This is a genomic window from Bosea sp. 685 (assembly GCF_031884435.1).
GTDB lineage: Bacteria > Pseudomonadota > Alphaproteobacteria > Rhizobiales > Beijerinckiaceae > Allobosea.
This window is the reverse complement of sequence record NZ_CP134779.1, coordinates 810,825-825,990: the sequence shown is the minus strand read 5'-3', so window position 1 is coordinate 825,990 and position 15,166 is coordinate 810,825. Positions and strand designations below refer to the sequence as shown.

At 65.4% G+C, this 15,166-nt stretch carries 18 protein-coding genes and 1 pseudogene; 8 read left to right on the top strand and 11 right to left on the bottom strand.

The window, feature by feature from the left end; translation table 11 throughout:
* Positions 1–55 precede the first annotated feature (55 nt).
* From RMR04_RS04915 to RMR04_RS04905, 3 genes are all read left to right on the top strand, one after another.
* The gene (locus RMR04_RS04915; RefSeq protein WP_311913288.1) at positions 56–721 is read left to right on the top strand and encodes an aspartate/glutamate racemase family protein; all 666 of its coding nucleotides are present in this window, start codon (positions 56–58) and stop codon (positions 719–721) included.
* A 212-nt stretch (positions 722–933) separates the two neighbouring features.
* A complete protein-coding gene (locus tag RMR04_RS04910; protein WP_311913287.1) occupies positions 934–1,554 on the top strand; it encodes a hypothetical protein in 621 nt (206 codons plus the stop codon).
* Between the two features lie 39 nt (positions 1,555–1,593).
* Positions 1,594–2,151 carry a chloramphenicol phosphotransferase CPT family protein gene (locus RMR04_RS04905; protein ID WP_311913286.1) on the top strand — a complete coding sequence of 186 codons (558 nt, stop codon included), beginning with the start codon at positions 1,594–1,596 and terminating at the stop codon, positions 2,149–2,151.
* 82 nt (positions 2,152–2,233) lie between these two features.
* Here the strand turns inward: RMR04_RS04905 and RMR04_RS04900 are convergent, their stop codons facing one another.
* The 6 genes from RMR04_RS04900 to RMR04_RS04875 all read right to left on the bottom strand — a co-directional run bounded on the left by RMR04_RS04900 (position 2,234) and on the right by RMR04_RS04875 (position 7,517).
* A complete protein-coding gene (locus RMR04_RS04900; RefSeq protein ID WP_311913285.1) occupies positions 2,234–2,527 on the bottom strand; it encodes a hypothetical protein in 294 nt (97 codons plus the stop codon).
* A gap of 301 nt (positions 2,528–2,828) precedes the next feature.
* On the bottom strand, positions 2,829–4,733 hold the full coding sequence (locus RMR04_RS04895; protein WP_311913284.1) for a S8 family serine peptidase: 1,905 nt from the start codon (positions 4,731–4,733) through the stop codon (positions 2,829–2,831).
* A 65-nt stretch (positions 4,734–4,798) separates the two neighbouring features.
* Complete coding sequence (locus tag RMR04_RS04890) at positions 4,799–5,482, bottom strand: hypothetical protein (protein WP_311913282.1); 684 nt, start codon at positions 5,480–5,482, stop codon at positions 4,799–4,801.
* Between the two features lie 156 nt (positions 5,483–5,638).
* Positions 5,639–6,217, bottom strand: coding sequence for a sigma-70 family RNA polymerase sigma factor (locus RMR04_RS04885; protein WP_311913280.1), 579 nt, complete (start codon positions 6,215–6,217; stop codon positions 5,639–5,641).
* A 272-nt stretch (positions 6,218–6,489) separates the two neighbouring features.
* Positions 6,490–6,864, bottom strand: coding sequence for a saccharopine dehydrogenase family protein (locus tag RMR04_RS04880; protein ID WP_311913279.1), 375 nt, complete (start codon positions 6,862–6,864; stop codon positions 6,490–6,492).
* Positions 6,831–7,517 carry a saccharopine dehydrogenase NADP-binding domain-containing protein gene (locus RMR04_RS04875; RefSeq protein WP_311913278.1) on the bottom strand — a complete coding sequence of 229 codons (687 nt, stop codon included), beginning with the start codon at positions 7,515–7,517 and terminating at the stop codon, positions 6,831–6,833. Before RMR04_RS04875 ends, RMR04_RS04880 begins: the two co-directional genes overlap by 34 nt.
* A gap of 105 nt (positions 7,518–7,622) precedes the next feature.
* Here RMR04_RS04875 and RMR04_RS04870 point away from each other — a divergent pair, with 105 nt between their 5' ends.
* The 4 genes and pseudogenes from RMR04_RS04870 (at position 7,623) to RMR04_RS04855 (ending at position 10,737) form a co-directional block, all read left to right on the top strand.
* The gene (locus RMR04_RS04870; protein ID WP_311913277.1) at positions 7,623–8,237 is read left to right on the top strand and encodes a TetR/AcrR family transcriptional regulator; all 615 of its coding nucleotides are present in this window, start codon (positions 7,623–7,625) and stop codon (positions 8,235–8,237) included.
* A 55-nt stretch (positions 8,238–8,292) separates the two neighbouring features.
* Positions 8,293–9,367, top strand: a pseudogene (gene hisC / locus RMR04_RS04865) (histidinol-phosphate transaminase).
* A 27-nt stretch (positions 9,368–9,394) separates the two neighbouring features.
* Entirely contained in the window at positions 9,395–9,805 is a 411-nt protein-coding gene (locus RMR04_RS04860) for a DUF1801 domain-containing protein (protein WP_311913276.1), read from the top strand.
* A gap of 200 nt (positions 9,806–10,005) precedes the next feature.
* Complete coding sequence (locus RMR04_RS04855) at positions 10,006–10,737, top strand: DUF1028 domain-containing protein (RefSeq protein ID WP_311913275.1); 732 nt, start codon at positions 10,006–10,008, stop codon at positions 10,735–10,737.
* Between the two features lie 158 nt (positions 10,738–10,895).
* Here the strand turns inward: RMR04_RS04855 and RMR04_RS04850 are convergent, their stop codons facing one another.
* The 5 genes from RMR04_RS04850 to RMR04_RS04830 all read right to left on the bottom strand — a co-directional run bounded on the left by RMR04_RS04850 (position 10,896) and on the right by RMR04_RS04830 (position 13,616).
* Positions 10,896–11,453, bottom strand: coding sequence for a fasciclin domain-containing protein (locus RMR04_RS04850; protein WP_410492199.1), 558 nt, complete (start codon positions 11,451–11,453; stop codon positions 10,896–10,898).
* A 297-nt stretch (positions 11,454–11,750) separates the two neighbouring features.
* The gene (locus RMR04_RS04845; RefSeq protein ID WP_311913274.1) at positions 11,751–12,062 is read right to left on the bottom strand and encodes a hypothetical protein; all 312 of its coding nucleotides are present in this window, start codon (positions 12,060–12,062) and stop codon (positions 11,751–11,753) included.
* A 460-nt stretch (positions 12,063–12,522) separates the two neighbouring features.
* Entirely contained in the window at positions 12,523–12,900 is a 378-nt protein-coding gene (locus tag RMR04_RS04840; protein ID WP_311913273.1) for a DUF6481 family protein, read from the bottom strand.
* 86 nt (positions 12,901–12,986) lie between these two features.
* Complete coding sequence (rpsU, locus tag RMR04_RS04835) at positions 12,987–13,250, bottom strand: 30S ribosomal protein S21 (protein ID WP_069693190.1); 264 nt, start codon at positions 13,248–13,250, stop codon at positions 12,987–12,989.
* A gap of 156 nt (positions 13,251–13,406) precedes the next feature.
* Positions 13,407–13,616 (bottom strand): cold-shock protein, encoded by a 210-nt coding sequence (locus RMR04_RS04830; protein WP_068179468.1) that lies wholly within the window; start codon positions 13,614–13,616, stop codon positions 13,407–13,409.
* A gap of 325 nt (positions 13,617–13,941) precedes the next feature.
* On the opposite strand from RMR04_RS04830, the gene proB reads away from it, so the two are divergent.
* A complete protein-coding gene (gene proB / locus RMR04_RS04825) occupies positions 13,942–15,066 on the top strand; it encodes a glutamate 5-kinase (RefSeq protein WP_311913271.1) in 1,125 nt (374 codons plus the stop codon).
* Positions 15,067–15,166: the final 100 nt, after the last annotated feature.

The window sequence follows — 15,166 nt, the reverse complement described above, 5'->3', positions numbered from 1 at the left end:
AAAATCAAATAGTCGGCCGCCGTCCGGTCGGGTCTTGCTCGCAATACGCCACGTCTTGAAAGACAACGTTATGAGAATAACCTGCCTGCATACCGCCGAAAGCAATGTCACCGTTTTCGACGCCGCCGCCCAGTCGCTTGGAATCGCCAAAGGGGTTCTTCGTCATCAGGTGCGGGCGGAGCTTCTCGCGGCAGCGGAAGCCGCAGGCGGGCTCACCCCGGAAATCGTCAAGACGACGGGTGCGGTGCTGCTGGAGCTTTGTCATGGCGCCGACGCTGTCATCCTGACCTGCTCGACGCTGGGGCCTGCTGTTGCCACCGTTGAGGAAGCTGCCGGTGTGCCCGTCCTGAGAGTGGACGGCGCCTTGGCTGAGAGGGCGGCGCGTGTCGGCGGAAAGGTCATCGCTCTCTGCGCCGTCGAAACGACCATGGGGCCGACGACGGTGCTCTTTGCCGAAGCGGCCAGGCGATCGGGAGCCTCTGTTGATGTCCGCCTCGTCGCCGGCGCATGGGCCTTGTTCAAGGCCGGAGACCAGGACGGATATCTCGCGGCCGTCGCGAACGCGGCCGACACGGCCTATGATGACGGCGCATCGATCGTCGCCCTGGCCCAGGCGTCGATGGCAGGCGCAGCCGGGCTGGTGAAGAAGGGCCCCGAGCCGCTGAGCAGCCCAACCGCCGGCTTGGCCGCGGCAATGGAAAGAGTGCGGCAGAGGGCCTGATGTATTGAGGCGACCGCAAAGATGCCGCAGCTGATGCGCTTAGCCATATCGCAGCGGCGAACTCGCGCATCCTCGTCATGGGCCGGCTCGTCATAGGCGCGATTAGAAAGACTACGAACAGGCCGCCGACCCGTCAGCCACAATACGACATTTGATTTGGCACAGGCCCTTGTGCCCCTTGTGACAGCCTGTCCCAAATGCGAGTGCAGCTCATGCTCATCTCGACCGATACTGTCGCAATCGACCTGTCGGAAACACGGAAGGTTTCCGAGCGCATTCGCAGCATGCTGTTGAAGCTGCGCGCGGACCACGACCTGGCACAATACGAATACACGCATCCGGTGCGGATCGCGCCAGGAGAAATCTCGCATAGCCATCCGGTTCTGACATTGAACACGATGGTTCGTGAGGAATCCGCGCTGCTGTCCTTGTATCTGCACGAGCAGATGCATTGGTATGTCACATGGTACTCGCACGCTCACCATGATGGCTGGAAAACGATCTGGGCGGAATTGCTGCATCGCTATCCAAACGTGCCTGTCGCGTTTCCCGAAGGAGCTCACAGCGCTCAGTCGTCTTATCTGCACCTGATCGTCAACTGGTTGGAGATTGAAGCCACGGCAGGGTTTCTAGGCCGCGAGAAGGCCGTCGAAATCGCTGCCAGGAATTTTGTCTACAGCGGCTTGTACCGGATCGTGCTTGCTGACTGGGATGGGCTGGCGGCGCTCTACGCAAGTCATGGGCTGACGCCTATCCATCCCGCAACAGCAATGGCTGATCATGACCTGGAGATTGCGGCGAGGATGGATGAAGCGACGACGGATACGCTTTGAGACCAACCGCCCAGCCGCAAAAGATCGGAACGCAGCACCGTGACAGCCGGAAAGGTCATTCTCATCAACGGCGCCTCCAGCAGCGGGAAATCCACCCTCGCCCGCACCGTCCAGGCCAGGATCGGTGAGCTCTTCTGGCATATCTCGGTCGACCATCTGCGCGATGCCGGCGTCCTGCCATCCGCCCGCATCAAGAGCGGCGAATTCAAATGGGCCGAGGTCCGGGGTGGCTTCTTTGCTGGCTTCGAACGATCGCTGACCGCCTATCTCGACTGCGGCAACAATCTCATCGTCGAATACATCATGGAGAATCGCGAGTGGCTGCAGCGAACCGCCCGGCTCCTGAAAGGATATGACGTGTTCTTCGTCGGCATCCATTGCTCATTGGAGGAGTTGGAACGCCGCGAGATCGCGAGAGCCGATCGGCCGATCGGCGATGCCCGCCGGGACTACCACGCCATACACGCCTACTGCGCCTACGACGCCGAATTCGACAGCGCCCGGCCGCCTGACGAGAACGCCGAGCACTTGATCGCACTCTGGCAGACACGCTCGCGCCCTTCGGCCTTGGAGCAGTTCGCGGAGGGCGGGGCTTAGCTCCCTCCCCCGCAAAGCGCCGACGGCTCCCTCGGCGTTTAGCCAAGGGAGCCGATCGGACGATCCATCGTGAAGCGCGGGCTCAGTCGATGCTGCAGACCTTGCGGTAGCCGATGACCTCGCCGAAGCGGTTGACGCGCTCGACCATCTCGCAGCGACGCACAGGGGCGTCCTCGTCATAGACGGGCTCGGCATAGGCGCGGTTGGCGGAAGCCGCGAGCAGGCCGCCGACGGCGAGCGCTCCGACGATGCCGGCGCCGACGCCCCAGCCGCGATGGCGCGGATAGGCCTCGGCGCTGCCCGCGCCGGCGATGATGGCGGTGGAGAGGGTGAGGGCGGCAAGCGCAGCAGCAGCGGTCTTCTTGAAGCTGGTCATGATGGTATCTCCCGAGGTCCAGTCGGGGGCGAACCATTCGCCCTCCATGAGCATTGGTCGCAGCGGGAGCGTGGAAGGTTCAAAGGGGGACGAAGATTTTTCGTGGGCTTCCCGAAAGCACATCCTCGCCGTCATTCCGGGGCGGCCCACAGGGTCGAGCCCGGAACCCATAACCGCAGGTGGAAAAGACCGCGTGCTCGACCGAACCGCCTCGTTCGGCAGTGACAGCGGTTATGGGTTCCGGGCTCTTCGCTACGCGAAGCCCCGGAATGACTGCCGTGGATGAAGTCAACTGAATACCTCAAGGCCGCGCCGCCGAGACCGGCAGCGCCCGCGCCAGGGCGGCCGGTGCGTCGACGCGGCCGGCGCCGAAGATCGGGTTGCGGCCCTTGCCGCCAAGATCGATGGCGCTGTCCATCAGGAGCTTGCGCACGCCTTCCAGGTCGAGGTCCGGGCGCTTCTCCAGGAGCAGCGCCACCAGCCCCGAGACATGGGCGGCTGCGATCGAGGTGCCCGAGGAGAAGGCGTAGCGCCCCTCCGGCTCGGCCGCGAGCACGTCGACGCCCGGCGCCGCGACCGCGATATAGCTGCCACGATTGGCCTGCGCGAAAGGCTTGTCCTGAGCGTCGGTCGCGGTGACGGCGATAACGTTGGGGTCAGCGCCGGGATAGAGCGGGGCGGCATTCGCGCCGCCATTGCCGGCAGCCGCGACCGCGACGATGCCCTTGCTCTTGGCCCCGGCAAGCGAACGCGACAGCAAGCGGTCCTGCGGGCCGGCAAAGCTCAGATTGACCACCCGCGCCCCCTCCCCCGCCGCCCAGTCGAGCGCCGAGAGGATGTGGTAGGTCGTGCCGTTGGCCGAGGCCGGCGCGCTGTTGCCGGAAAAGGCGCGCGCGGCGAGCAGGCGCGCCGCCGGGGCGACGCCTTGCAATTGCGCCTGCGCCATAATCGCGCCCGCCATCGCGGTGCCATGGGCATGGGGCGCGGTATCGCCGCCAACCGCATCGAAACTGCCGGCGAGCACGCCCTGCAATTCGGGATGGGTCAGATCCGCCCCGGAATCGATCACCGCGACACGGATCTTGTCGCCACGCGCCAGCTTGTGGATAGCGTCGAAATGCAAGGTCTCGACGACATATTGCGGCTGCAGTTCGCGCTTGGGAGCGACAGAGGCCAGTGGCGCGACCGGCGGCAGATCGGGCGGTGCGATGATGGGCGGCGCGGCCAGAACCGGCCCCGTATCCTCAACCTTTGCCGGCGGCGAGGCTGCTGGCTCGTTGGCGGCACTCGCGGATTCCGGCGCGGCTTTGGCGGCTTCTTCCTTGGGGGCGTCCGGCTTCGGCACGTCCTGCTGGAGCGTATAGAGATAATTCGGCTGCGCGCTGGCGATGCGGGCGTCGCCCGCCATCTGCGACAGCACAACGCGGGCGCTGCGGCCGTCGTTCAAACGCGCCCGGATGATGGTGACGCCCGCCAGATCGAAGCGGCGGCTCGACATCAGGGTGGCGCGATGACGGCGCAGGACCGCGTCGGCCTGCGCGTTGGGCGCCAGTTCGACCAGGATTTCGTCGGCCACGAAACGGCGCTCGCTCGCGGCCGGGACGATGATGCGCGGCTGGCCCGGGGCGGGGCGCGCGGTCTGCGCAGGCGGCGGAGCCTGGCGCGCTGGCGCGGCGGCGCGCACCGGAGTTGGCCGACGCGGATGCCGCAGCAGCGGCTCGTCGAGATCGTCACCATCGAGGATGATCGGCCGCCTCGGCCGGCGCGGCAAAGCCGGCTCGGGCTCATAAGGGTCGTAGACCGGCCGCCGTGCCGCCTGGTCGAGGATGATGCCGCCGATGATCCCCGCGCCGATGCCGGCCGCGGCAGGCCCCCAGCCGCCGCCCCGGCCCGGATAGCGCGGCGGGCGGCCGGGCCGCCCGGTTTCGACGCGCCCGACCCTGCCGGGATAGGCGCGGCCGGGCAAAGCGCGGCCAGGCACCGCGCTCTCACGAGAGGTTGGGACCGCGGTTTGGGCGCGCGGCACCAGCTGGCTGCGCGTAACGCCCTGCCGCGTCGCCGGATAATCGAAATCGCGCCCGCCATAGGTCTGGGCGCGGAGCTCACTGATAGGCGCGAGCAGGCCGAGCAGGAGCACCAGTGCCACGCCATGCCGAAGGTGCAGACCAGCGCGGATCATGACGAAGCGATCGACAAAGCGTGACATCACCTTCGTCCCTCTTCCCGGTTCATAATAGCATAAACGCCGTTTCGGCGGCGAATGATGCGCTGTCAGGGTGCGGGCGCAACGAAGCTGACGACGGCACTCTCCGCCTTCATCCGCGCCGCGATGGCGTCGACTTGCGCCGGCGTCAGCTTCGCGTCGCCGATGCGGACCTTGAAGAAGCCATTGGCGCGCGGCCCATCGACCACCGAAGCATCGTAGCGCTTGAAGAAGGCGGCGATGTCGCCGGCCTTGGCTTCGGGCGCGAAGCTCAGGAGCACATAGCGGTCAGAGGATTGCACGCCCGGCACTGAAGCGGTCTCGAAACCGCCGCCACCGCCCCGTACGGCAAGACCAGTGATCGCCACGCCCTGGAGCGCGATCAGCACGAGCGCTGCGGCACTGGCATAAGCAAGCCGACGCGGCGGCTGGGCCGCGAGCCATTGCCCGAACCAGCCCAGGAGGCCGCTCCTGGCGCGAGACAATAGCGGCGCCTGCTTCGGCTCAGCTTCGATGCCGGCCATCAAACGATCGAGTGCCCGAGGTGACGGCGCGCCGAGCTGCTCGTTGAACAGGATGGTCTCGGCCATGTCGTCACGGACGATGTCGAGCCGCAGGCGCAATTCGGGATCAGCCGCGAGCGCCGTCTCGACGCGCAGCTTGTCGGCCGCCGAGATCCGGCCATTGGCATAGAAGGGCAGCAGCTGCTCGAGTTCGACGCGCTTCGGGTCGGTCGCGAGATTATCGGTCATAGCGTGCCTCCCCAACAGATCGTTCGAGCATTCGCCAGCGTGAGTCGGCTGGCGTGGTTTTCGAGAACCGGAGCGGAGCGGACATCCGTCCGTGAGCACCGGAAGCGCAGACAATCGCGCCAGACGGCCGCGATGGAGGAATGGTCGAGCGGTCTGTCATGGCCAGCCCCGGTCGATGCCCGCCACTTTGAGCAGTTCACCCAGCTTCTTGCGGGCGTGGAAAAGGCGTGTCTTGACCGTGTTCTCCGGGATGCCGACGATGCGGGCGACCTCCTCGACCGAAGTCTCGTGATAATAGACCAGGTCGATGACCTCGCGATGCTCGAGGCTGAGCTTGCCGAGGCAGGCGCGGATCGCCAAGCCCTTGTCCTGCTTCTGCAGCACGATCTCGGGGTCGTCGGCCTCGTCCTCGATGCTTTCGGCGAAGTCGTCGTCGAGACCGGCCTCGCGCCGCTTGCGCAGCAGCGAATAGGCCTTGTTGCGGGCAATCGCGAGCAGCCAGGTCGCGACCGAGGCGCGTGCCTCGAAACGATCAGCCTGTCGCCAGAGATCCATGAAGACGTCACTGATCACATCCTCCGCCATCGTCTCGTCGCGGACGAGCCGCAGCACGAAACGGTAGACCCGAATTTGGTGCCGTGAGAACAGCACCTGCATTGCGAGCCGGTCGCCCGAGGCGATCCGCTTGACGAGGTCGTCGTCCGATTCCGTATGCATCGCCTCAAGGCCCGGCATTCCGGCTCGCAAGAGTTGGTCGCAGCGAGCGCGTGGAAGGTTCAATCGGAAACGAGATTAGTCAGCCCCACGCATTGCACCAGAGCAGGATGCGAAAAAGTGGGAACCGGTTTTTCGCATAGATCCTGCTCTAACTCTTAGATGAGAGACGGATTCAGATTTCAGCAGGGATCACTTCGTGAGCCCTGCTGAAATCTGAATCCGTCTCTCGTGTTTCCGTCTGTTGCAGGGCAGGCGCGACGCTTGATGGCGGGCGCCATCCCAGCCCCTGATCAGGACAAGACGAGGTCGGGAGCGAGCGCTGCCAGGAAGCTCGAGGCGTCGAACAGCGCGCCCGGAGCGAAGACGCCGCCTTGTGCCGTCTCGGTGCCCAGGATTCGCTCGACGGCCTCGACGACCAGAGGCGCGGTGATCGCATAGATGTCCCGTCCGCGGGCCGCCGCCCGGCGCACCGTGCCTCCTTGCCGGATTTCGACTTCCACGAGGAAGGTTTGCGCCGAGCGTCCCGACGCATCGGCGGCGACCGGCGCAGGGGTGGCAGCGTCTCGAAGATCGCGCAGCGGCGCCGTGTTCAGATAGGTGTGGAGTTCGGAGAGCTGAAGATGGCGCCCGATCAGGACCGCCTCGGTGAAGGGCAGTTCGACCATCTCCTGCGCGCCGAAGGGCTCCGCAAACGACCAGACGGCATTCGGCGCCGGGTCGGCCAGCGGCTGCAGCACCCCCCGGAGATCGTCACGCGGCGGGCTGTGTTGCGCTGCCCTGTGACGCGCGTCCCTTCGGTCGGCTCCCAACTATCCAGCGCGATCCCGATGCGCGCCTCATCGGCATGGGTCCAGTCGCCCATGGCGGCTGTTGCCAGGAGGTCGCTCAGGCCGCCATAGAAGCCCATGGCGGGGATGACGACGACGCCGGCCGCTTCGGCGGCCGAGGCGTAGCGCGCGAAGGTCGCCTGGGCGCTGCCTTGCTCGGCCGTCACGTCGAGATAATGGATGCGCGCCTGCAATGCCGCCGCGACCAGGGGCTCGGCCGTGTCGAGGAACGGTCCAGCGCAGTTGATGACCGCGGCGGCCCCGTCAAGGGCGCGGGCGAGCGAGGCGGGATCCTCGAGGGTGGCGACGACCTGTCTGACGCCCCCGGGGAAGTCGGCCACCGCAAGCTTGGCTGCGTCGCGCCCTATCGCGATGGCGGTGAAGCCGCGTCGCGACAGCTCTCGGACCACGAAGCGGCCGGTATGTCCGGAGGCACCGTAGACCGCAACCGCCGGCCGGGCGCCCTCTGCTCTCAAAAGCTGGTCAGTCATGTTTTCCTCCGCGCTACAGACCTGTCTGTTGCTTTTAGGTACAGACAGGTTTGTAGCGCGTCAAGCGCAAAGCTGCTATCTCTGCCGGCATAAGGAGAACGCCAGATGAGGACTGAGCAGGAGGGCGGCCGGCCCAGCACGGAAACCGGCCAGGCCGACATGCGCGAGCGGATCCTCGCGATCGCCTCCGACCTGTTCTACCGCCGGGGCGTGCGCGCTGTCGGCGTCGATCTGGTCGTCGAGGTGGCAGGCATCGCAAAGACGAGCCTCTATCGTCACTTTCGCACGAAGGACGATCTCATCGCCGCGTTCCTGCAGCGGGAGGATGAGGATTTCTGGGCGTGCTGGGATCGCGTGGCGACGCGCCATGGACAGGACGGCGAAGCCGAGCTCGCGGCGCACATGGCCTGGATCGGGGAGCGGGTTGGCCGCCCCCATTATCGCGGCTGTCCCCAACTCAACGTCGCCGCCGAGTTCCCCGACGAGGATCACCCGGCCCGGATCGTTGCCCGAACGCATAAGCAGGAACTGCGTCGCCGTCTGCGCGGCATCGCCGAGCGCCTGCGGCTCGACCGGCCCGACGAGCTTGCCGCCCAGTTGGCGGTGGTCATCAACGGGGCCTTTGTCAGCTCCCAGATTCTGGCCGAGGACGACGCGACGGCGATCCTCCTTCAAATGGCGCATGCCCTGATCGCCGCAGCCAGGGGGCCGCGAACTTGACCGCAGAAATCCGAACCCTCATCACGCGGTGGAGATGGCAGCGGGAGAGGCTTGCATGAGCCGCTATTGGTCGGAGCTTGCGCGGGGTCTGTCGCCCTATGTGCCGGGAGAACAGCCGCGGATTCCAGGGTTGGTGAAGCTGAACACCAATGAGAGCCCGTTTGGGCCATCCCCGATGGTGCTCGAAGCCATTCGGTCCGCCGCCACCGACACGCTGCGCCTCTATCCGGACCCACAATCCACGCGCCTGCGGGAGGTGCTGGCCGAACATCACGGCGTCGCGCCCGAACAGGTTTTTGTCGGCAACGGCTCGGACGAGGTGCTCGCTCACAGCTTCGCGGCGCTGCTGAAGCAGCCCGGGCCGCTGCTGTTTCCCGACGTCACCTACAGCTTCTACCCCGTCTACTGCCGACTGTTCGGCATCGCCCATGAGACGGTCCCGCTCGACGACGCGATGCGCCTCCGCATCGCCGATTATCTCGACCGGGGCGGCGCCATCATCATTCCCAACCCGAACGCGCCGACGGGGATCGCGCTGCCGCGGGCGGAGATCGAACAGCTCGTGAGCGCGCGGGCCGACGCACCTGTGGTGATCGACGAGGCCTATGTCGATTTCGGTGCGGACAGCGCCATTCCCCTGATCCGCGACCATCCCAATCTGCTGGTGGTTCAGACCCTGTCGAAATCGCGCGCGCTCGCCGGCCTTCGCGTCGGTTACGCGATTGGCGACCAGGCTCTGATCGAAGCCCTGACGCGGGTGAAGGACAGCTTCAACTCCTACCCGCTCGGGCGCCCGGCCCAGGCCGGCGCCATCGCCGCCATCCAGGACGAGGCCTATTTCCAAGAGACGCGATCGGCCATCATCGCCAATCGGGAGAGCCTGACCGCGTCTCTGATCCGGCTTGGCTTCGATGTGCTGCCGTCCAGCGCCAACTTCGTCTTCGCCCGCCACCCCGGCCACACCGGCCAGGCTCTGTCTGCGGCGCTGCGCGAGCGCGCCGTGCTCGTCGAGACATTTCTCCGGTCCGCGCCTATCCGGCTTCATCCGAATCACCATCGGGTCAAAGCCGGAGCTCGACCGTCTGACGGAGGCGCTGGCAGAGTGTCTTGCGACGCCATCGAACGCATAGAAGAAGCAGCCGAGGAGGAGCGCCGATATGAAAGAGAGTGCACCAACCACGGGCGAATCCCCTTCGAGCGAATCCCCTGCGCGATTGATCGATGCGAAAATCGCGGAATTGGGCGACTGGAGAGGCAAGACGCTCTCCCATATCCGTGCGCTCATCAGGCAGGCGGACCCGGACGTGGTCGAGGAGTGGAAATGGCGGGGCGTGCCGGTGTGGTCACACGCCGGCATCATCTGCACCGGCGAGACCTATAAAAGCTTGGTCAAGCTGACCTTCGCCAAGGGCGCCTCGCTCGATGATCCGTCAGCCCTGTTCAACTCCAGCCTCGAAGGCAACACCAGACGCGCCATCGATCTCCATGAGGGCGATGACATCGACCCAGATGCCTTCAAGGCGCTCATCCGTGCTGCTGTGGCCCTGAACGGACCTTCAGCTCCGTAGTCCAATGCGGAGACCTGCCTGGCGGGGACCTGCCTGGCGGGGACCTGCCTGGCGGGGACCTGCCTGGCGGGGACCTGCCTGGCGGAGACTTGGCTGGCGGAGACTTGGCTGGACAATCCCCTCCAACCCGTTTCGGACCCGGCTTGCAGCCCGGCGTTATCAGGGTGACAAGGGCCGGAACTGATACCCGGGGGGATTTCATGACATGGTCCATCGTCGCGAAGGACGAAAGAACCGGCGCCTTTGGTGTGGCTTGCGCCTCGCGCGCACTCGCAGTCGGTGCGGTCGTTCCCTACGGCGCGGGGCGAACAGGGGTTCTCGCCACGCAAGCCTTCGCCAACCCGTTCTATGGGGTGGATGGGTTGAGGATGCTGCAGGAGGGGTGTTCCTCGCATGACATCGTCGCGTCCCTGACGCTCGCCGACCAGGGGCGCTCCCATCGGCAGCTCCATGTCGTGGATCGGAACGGCAATGCCGCATCCTATACGGGCACCGATTGCATTGGCTGGAGCGGCGCGGTGGCGGGCCCACATGTTTCAGTCGCCGGGAATATGCTGACCGGGCCGGAGGTCGTCGAAGCAACGCTGCGGGCTTATCTGGCCAATCCCGGCCTCGACTTCGACGAGCGCCTGCTCGTGGCGATGGAGGCGGGCGAACAGGCGGGCGGCGACAAGCGCGGCCGGCAATCCTGCGCCATGCGCATCTGGTCGGAAGGGCCGGTTGCGAGCTTCGATCTCCGCATTGACGACCACACCGACCCGCTCAGTGAGCTTCGCCGCCTGTGGCGGCTGGCGCATCAGGGATATGCACCCTTCCAGAAGGCCTTGGCGTCCCGCTCACAGCCATCCGGCTGCACAGATCGCGAGACCGTCTACCGGATGTGCGATGATTATGCCCAGGCCTGGAATGCCAGGCATCCCGAGCCGCAATAGCAAAAGCCCGCCGGGCACAGGCCGGGCGGGCTTCCATATTGCTTGGAGCGTTTTCGAGCGAAGTGGACACCGGTTCACGTGAAGAAAACGCGTTTAGACAAGGGCCCAGGGCAATTGAAGGATCAAATCTGATCGGAAATTGCTCTAAACAGCACCGTTCAGGGCGTCACGACCGTGTTCACGACATGGATCACGCCGTTGGACTGCATCACATTGGCGATGGTGATGCGCGAGGTGTGGCCCTTGGCATCGGCGATGAACAAGCTCTTGCCGCTGCGGCCAGGCAGTACCGAAAGCGTCTCTCCGTTGACGGTCTTCAGCTTGGCCTCGCCGCCGCCCTGCTTGATCAGCTTCATCAGATCGGCCGAGGTATAGAGGCCGGAAACAACGTGATAGGTCAGGATCGAGGTGAGCATCGCCTTGTTCTCGGGCTTGACCAGCGTCGCGACCGTCCCAGGCGGGAGTTTGTTGAAGGCGGCGTTGGTCGGTGCGAACACCGTGAACGGCCCCGGCGTCATCAACGTATCAACGAGACCAGCCGCCTTGACCGCTGCGACCAGGGTGGTGTGGTCCTTCGAATTGACCGCGTTCTCGACGATGTTTTTCTGCGGATACATTGCCGCGCCGCCGACATATTTGACGTTCTGGGCAAGGCCCGGAGTAGCAGCTCCAAGGGCAAACGTGGCGGCGAGCATGAGACGTGTGACGAAGCGCATGGCGCTTGCTCCTGTCGGGTTGAGATCTCTGGGGTGAGACCTTTTCGGTTCGACGACCCGTCGCGGAGGGTGGTCGAACCGGTTAACCCGGGATGCGCTGCGCAGATGCATGTCGGCGCCGGCGCACAGCCGTTGTCACGCTCTCGTGAAGCGAGCCTGCCCTGCGGGGCGGCTCGACGGCGGCGCCTCAGACGGCCAGAGCAATTTCCGACCCAGTCGGATCGCTCAATTGCTCTCGTTTTTTATTTTAATGCGTTTTCTTCACGCGAACCGGCGGCCACTTCGCTCGAAAACGCTTTAGGCGCGCGCGGCGACTTTCTTTGCCTTCTCGGCGGCCTTGGCGAGCTTTTCCGCCGCCTTGGCGATCTTGTCGGTGCTCGCCTTGGTCTTGGCGGCTTTCGCCGCGGCCTTGGCTTCGATCTGCTCAGCCTTGGCTTGCGCCTGCTCAGCGGCGACGATCGCCGCGGTTTCGGCTTCCACCGCTTCCTTGGCCAGGCGCTGCGCACGCAGGCGAGCCGTCTTCTGCATCACAGCGTCGCGTTCGGCCTGCTCGGCCTCCATCGCGCGCGATGCTTCCTGTTTGCGTGCATCGGCCTTGTCGAAGGCCATTTGCGCGCGCCGCTTGATTTCGTCGGCGGAGAGTCCTCGCGTCGCCATGGCGGCTCGCTCCGATGCTGCGCTATGAGCCGAGAGGCGAATTCGCGTTTTGGACCGTGCGGCCCGAAACGACCCGTCTCTCTGAGAGGAGGCGTGTCACGCCGGCCGAGGCGCAAAGGCCAAAGCCGGAATCGTCGACTGCCGAGCCTCCTGCCGCCGATCGGCCGCGAGCGAGAACCCCGTCAGCTAGAGCGTTTTCGAGCGAAGTGGATACCCGTTCGCGTGAAGAAAACGCTCTAATACAAAGAAGCCAGAGCGGTTGAACGATCCACTTGGATCGAAAACTGCTCTAGAGCATCGTCAAGCGAGGCGGATCTGACCGCTTCACTTCAAGATAATGCGCTAAAAGTAAGAATCCAGGGCAAGCGTACGATCCAAACGGACCGGACATCGCCCTGGCAATCGTCTGATATCAGCGGCGGCCCTTGCCGGCGGCGCGGAGCTGGGCGTACTGCACGGCTTCCAGCAGCACCTTGCGCGGACGCTCGGCGTCGCGGCGGGCCTGCTCGGCCTTGCGGGCGACTTCACGGGCGATCTCGGCCAGGCGCTCTTCCTCGGCGAGGCGGGCGGCCTCGATGGCGGCCAGGCGCTCGGCTTCGACCCGGGCGGCGGCCTTTTCTGCATCGCGAACCGCGCGCGCATCGGCAATGGCCTGGCGCTCCGCGCGGCGCTGCTGCATGATCGGGTCATCGGGACCCGGCCTCGCCTTGAAACGCTCAAGGAGCGCCTGCTTGGCGGCCGAGGAATTGGCCTTGCGATCAGTGAAGCTGCGGTCGTTCGGGTTCTTCAAGGCTAGCCTTCTCTCGTGTTGTCACGGGCGCGATCTGTGCCCCGCGAGGGGCCAATAATCCAGATCGCGCCGAATTGGTATCCAAATCAACGCGCAGGCGCTGCGCCTCCAGCGCGGACCGGCTTCGGCTTGGGCTTCGGCGCGGCGATCAAGCCTTCGCGCTGCATCTGCTTGCGCGCAACCTTGCGGGCGCGGCGGATGGCGTCGGCCTTTTCGCGGACGCGCTTCTCGGACGGCTTCTCATAAGCCGAACGGCGCTTCATTTCGCGGAAGACGCCTTCGCGCTGCATCTTCTTCTTCAGGACCCGGAGGGCCTGGTCGACATTATTGTCGCGGACGAGAACCTGCATGCCTGTCTCCTGCATTTATAGTGACGGAAAAAGGGCCGGGCTATGAACCCCGACCCCTCATCGAACCGCATCATCGTTGAACCGGAAGGTTCAGGCGCCAGTACATCCGTGGTCGCCGAACCCAAATTCCGATGCCGACCGATGCGGCTTAGCGGCTCACTCGGCGCGGAGCTGGTCGGCAGACATCTTGCCCGAGCGCTTGTCCTGAACCATCTCGTAGGAGATCTTCTGACCTTCCCGGAGATCGCGCATGCCAGCGCGCTCGACGGCGCTGATGTGGACGAACACGTCCTGCCCGCCATCATCCGGCTGAATGAAGCCGAAACCCTTGGTGGAATTGAACCATTTAACTGTGCCAGCGGCCATAACGAAACCTTTCGCTAAGTATGTGGAAGCGCGTGATCACTCACACGCCAATTTTCGATTTTTTGAGCGGTGAAGGTCGTCAGCAGGCGCACTCTCATGCGCGGGGCCACGTCGTTCGGCCTAAATATCGACAGGCTCCATATGAGCGCTTGAATCGCCCTTGTCAATGCAACCAGCAGATGAAACCGCTTTCGGCATGGCCACGCCGCCATCGGCGGCGCTTTACAAGCGCGCGGTTTTCGCCAACAGCCAAAGCTGCAAGTCTTGAAAGTTCAACGAGGCTTGAAAGTTCGACAAGTCCTGAAAGTTCAAACCGGTCGCAGCCGTGAAGACGCCGTCACTGAACCAGTTCCGCCGTATCGTCGTCAAGGTCGGCTCCAGCCTGCTCGTCGACCGGGCGCGCGGCCGCTTGCGCCAGGCCTGGCTCGCCGCGCTCGCCGAGGACCTCGCCGAACTCCACCAGCGCGGCGCCGATGTGCTCGTCGTCTCCTCGGGCGCGATCGCGCTCGGGCGGACCGTGCTCGGCCTGCCCGCGGGCCCATTGCGGCTGGAAGAAAGCCAGGCGGCGGCGGCCGTCGGCCAGATCGCGCTCGCCCGGACCTGGGCCGAGGCGCTCAGTCATCACGGCCTCACCGCCGGCCAGATCCTGCTGACGCTCGCCGATACCGAGGAGCGCCGGCGCTATCTCAATGCACGCGCGACGCTGGGCCGCCTGCTCGATCTGCGTGCGATCCCCGTGATCAACGAGAACGACACCGTCGCCACCGCCGAGATCCGCTACGGCGACAATGACCGGCTCGCCGCCCGCGTCGCGACCATGGCCGGCGCCGACCTGCTGGTGCTGTTCTCCGATATCGACGGTCTCTATACCGCCCCGCCCCTCAGCGATCCCGGCGCACGCCATATCCCGCTGGTCGAGCGCATTACGCCGCAGATCGACGCCATGGCGGGTGGCGCCGCCTCCGAACTCTCGCGCGGCGGCATGCGCACCAAGATCGAGGCCGGCAAGATCGCAGCCGCCGGCGGCACGCATATGCTGATCGCCGACGGACGGGGCAAGAACCCGCTCAGTGCTATCGCCGATGGCGCGCGCTGCACCTGGTTCCTGACCGCCTCCACCCCCGCGACCGCTCGGAAAACCTGGATCGCCGGCTCGCTCGAGCCACGCGGAGCGCTCCATGTCGACGAGGGTGCGGCGCGGGCCCTGCGCGGCGGGGCGAGCCTGCTGCCGGTCGGCGTCAGCCGGATCGAGGGCGATTTCGCGCGCGGCGACGCCGTCCTGATCCGCGATCCGCAAGGTGCGGTGCTGGGACGTGGGCTCGTCGCCTATGATGCAAACGAGGCGGCGCTGGTGCTGGGCAAGGCCTCGCGCGACATCGAGGCGGTACTGGGCTATCCCGGCCGCGCCGAGATGATCCATCGGGACGACATGGCGCTGGGCGTCGGCTAAGGTCTGAAGGCATAAAGGTTTGGATAGGCCGGTCATGACGAGCGAGAGCGCCCTGCGCGTGGTCTCTTCCGACAAGGAGCGCGGCGATGTCGCGGCGCTG

Coding starts and splice junctions, on each gene's coding strand:
- RMR04_RS04910 (WP_311913287.1), top strand. CDS start 934: ATGCTCATCTCGACCGATACTGTCGCAATCGACCTGTCGGAAACACGG.
- RMR04_RS04900 (WP_311913285.1), bottom strand. CDS start 2,527: ATGACCAGCTTCAAGAAGACCGCTGCTGCTGCGCTTGCCGCCCTCACC.
- RMR04_RS04895 (WP_311913284.1), bottom strand. CDS start 4,733: ATGTCACGCTTTGTCGATCGCTTCGTCATGATCCGCGCTGGTCTGCAC.
- RMR04_RS04890 (WP_311913282.1), bottom strand. CDS start 5,482: ATGACCGATAATCTCGCGACCGACCCGAAGCGCGTCGAACTCGAGCAG.
- RMR04_RS04885 (WP_311913280.1), bottom strand. CDS start 6,217: ATGCCGGGCCTTGAGGCGATGCATACGGAATCGGACGACGACCTCGTC.
- RMR04_RS04880 (WP_311913279.1), bottom strand. CDS start 6,864: ATGGTCGAACTGCCCTTCACCGAGGCGGTCCTGATCGGGCGCCATCTT.
- RMR04_RS04875 (WP_311913278.1), bottom strand. CDS start 7,517: ATGACTGACCAGCTTTTGAGAGCAGAGGGCGCCCGGCCGGCGGTTGCG.
- RMR04_RS04870 (WP_311913277.1), top strand. CDS start 7,623: ATGAGGACTGAGCAGGAGGGCGGCCGGCCCAGCACGGAAACCGGCCAG.
- RMR04_RS04860 (WP_311913276.1), top strand. CDS start 9,395: ATGAAAGAGAGTGCACCAACCACGGGCGAATCCCCTTCGAGCGAATCC.
- RMR04_RS04855 (WP_311913275.1), top strand. CDS start 10,006: ATGACATGGTCCATCGTCGCGAAGGACGAAAGAACCGGCGCCTTTGGT.
- RMR04_RS04850 (WP_410492199.1), bottom strand. CDS start 11,453: ATGCGCTTCGTCACACGTCTCATGCTCGCCGCCACGTTTGCCCTTGGA.
- RMR04_RS04845 (WP_311913274.1), bottom strand. CDS start 12,062: ATGGCCTTCGACAAGGCCGATGCACGCAAACAGGAAGCATCGCGCGCG.
- rpsU (WP_069693190.1), bottom strand. CDS start 13,250: ATGCAGGTTCTCGTCCGCGACAATAATGTCGACCAGGCCCTCCGGGTC.
- RMR04_RS04830 (WP_068179468.1), bottom strand. CDS start 13,616: ATGGCCGCTGGCACAGTTAAATGGTTCAATTCCACCAAGGGTTTCGGC.